Source organism: Moorena sp. SIO4G3 (assembly GCF_010692305.1).
GTDB classification, from domain to species: Bacteria; Cyanobacteriota; Cyanobacteriia; order Cyanobacteriales; family Coleofasciculaceae; genus Moorena; species Moorena producens_A.
Genome location: NZ_JAAHIG010000688.1, coordinates 1 through 2,014 on the forward strand (window position 1 = coordinate 1; position 2,014 = coordinate 2,014).

The 2,014-nt window shown below is 37.8% G+C and carries 2 pseudogenes; both read left to right on the top strand.

The features are described from left to right. The first annotated feature begins 181 nt into the window (after positions 1-181). Positions 182-1,077 (top strand): annotated as a pseudogene (locus F6J99_RS44590) (transposase). A 64-nt stretch (positions 1,078-1,141) separates the two neighbouring features. After that, a pseudogene (locus F6J99_RS44595) lies at positions 1,142-1,896 on the top strand (reverse transcriptase domain-containing protein); the annotation flags it as partial. Positions 1,897-2,014: the final 118 nt, after the last annotated feature.

Consider the following 2,014-nt stretch of genomic DNA (forward strand, 5'->3'; position numbering starts at 1 on the left):
GGTTCTTCAGTACCTAATATGCTAAACTAATACCTTAAGTCGTTAATACAATAAAAAACCTGTATAAAATTATAGCCCAAAATGTAGCTTTATTTAAATTATAAAGATGAGCTATTGTTCACTAGAACTATCAGGGAAGTAACTTGACTATATATTTGTCATTATGAAATCACAAAAGGAAATTAAACTGCTGACAGAACTTCTGGATATAAAAGGGGTAAAAGTTTGTTCGCGTCACCAGCACGAAGGGATTGGAATAATTTTACAGATTGAGTCAATCAGTAATGAAAGCATCTGTAATCAGTGTGGGACAAAAAGTTATAAATTACATCAAAATCATCGATATATAATCAAAGATTTGCCTTGGGGAGAGTCCCCAGTATTTTTGGAAATAAATAGACGACAGTTTAAATGTCAAAAATGTAAAAAACCGTGTCTTGATGCAGTCGCTCATGGGGGTTCCCCCCATGAGCGACTGCATCAAGACAAGGATACAAAAGCTTAGTTTTAGAATTAATGCCCAATGCTCAAGTTGTAGCCGACAGATTTCATGTAATGGTACAAATTAATCAAGAACTAGACTCACAAAGAAAACTCGAAAAAACTCAATTAACAAATTTACTAAAAAACGCTAAAACCAAGTCAGATAAAGAAAATCATAAACAGAGTTTAGAGAAACTTAAAAAAAGTAAATATGCCCTTTTGAAAAATGAAAAAGATTTGACGAAAAAACAAAGTCAGAAACTAGCTCAAGTGAAAGAAGTTTCTCCAACCCTTAAAACTATGCACGAATTGAAAGAAAAAATTCGCCAAATTTTTGATGAAACAAATGATTGGTTAGGTGGGCTATTCAAATTAGGTACATGGTGATCAGAAGCGCAAAATTATTTTCCGAAAAGCCTGCTTACTATTATTCGTTGGTTAGATGAAATTCTAGCATACTTTGATAACAGAACAACTAGTGGGGTGGTTGAGGGTATTAATAACAAATTAAAAGTTATTAAACGTTCAGCTTATGGATTCAGAAACTTTAAAAACTTTCAATCCAGATGTTTACTTAATTGGCATTTTAACTAATTGGCATTTTAACTAATTAGCATTTTAACTAACATTTTAGCATACTAGGTACTGAAGAACCGAAATGACAGTCTTTAAGTTGCAAAAACGAATATATCAAGCCTCGAGCCGTGGTGACGTGAGCGTGGTAAGAAAACTGCAAAAGACCCTGATGAAATCCTGGTCAGCAAAAATGATTGCGGTCAGAAAGGTTACCCAGGAAAACAAAGGCAAAAAGACTGCGGGAATAGATGGGGTTAAAGCTTTAACCAATAAGCAGCGCCTCACCTTAGTAGCCAGCCTCAAAATCTCCAAAAAGGCACAACCCACCAGAAGGGTATGGATTCCTAAGCCCGGACGGTCGGAAAAACGCCCATTAGGTATCCCAACCATATACGACCGTGCATTACAAGCACGCGGCCATTCAGGCATGTTTAACCTGAATGGGAAGCCAAATTTGAACCTAATTCCTACGGGTTCAGGCCAGGACGCTCATGTCACGATGCAATAGAAGCAATATTTACAGTAATAGCCCAAAAACCCAAATGGGTTTTGGACGCAGATATTGCCAAATGCTTTGACAGAATCAACCATGATGCACTTCTAACAAAATTAAATACTTACCCATCCATGAGACGTTTAATTAAGTCCTGGCTAAAAGCCGGTGTGATGGATAATGGAACATTCTCATCTACAAATGAGGGTACCCCACAAGGTGGCGTTATATCACCACTTCTGGCCAATATAGCCCTCCACGGAATGGAAAATGCCATCTGGAATCACGCTAACTCCATCAAGGGAAAGAAAAGACACTATAAAACCGGTCTATCCCTAGGGCGTGTCATCAAATAGGAATCAATCTAGTTTAGAATCGATAAATGTAGAGAGTTGAGTCAATCAGGAGCCGTGCTATCATGACGCGCCGCTATGCTTTGCGTCTCGGACCAGTGGGAACGCA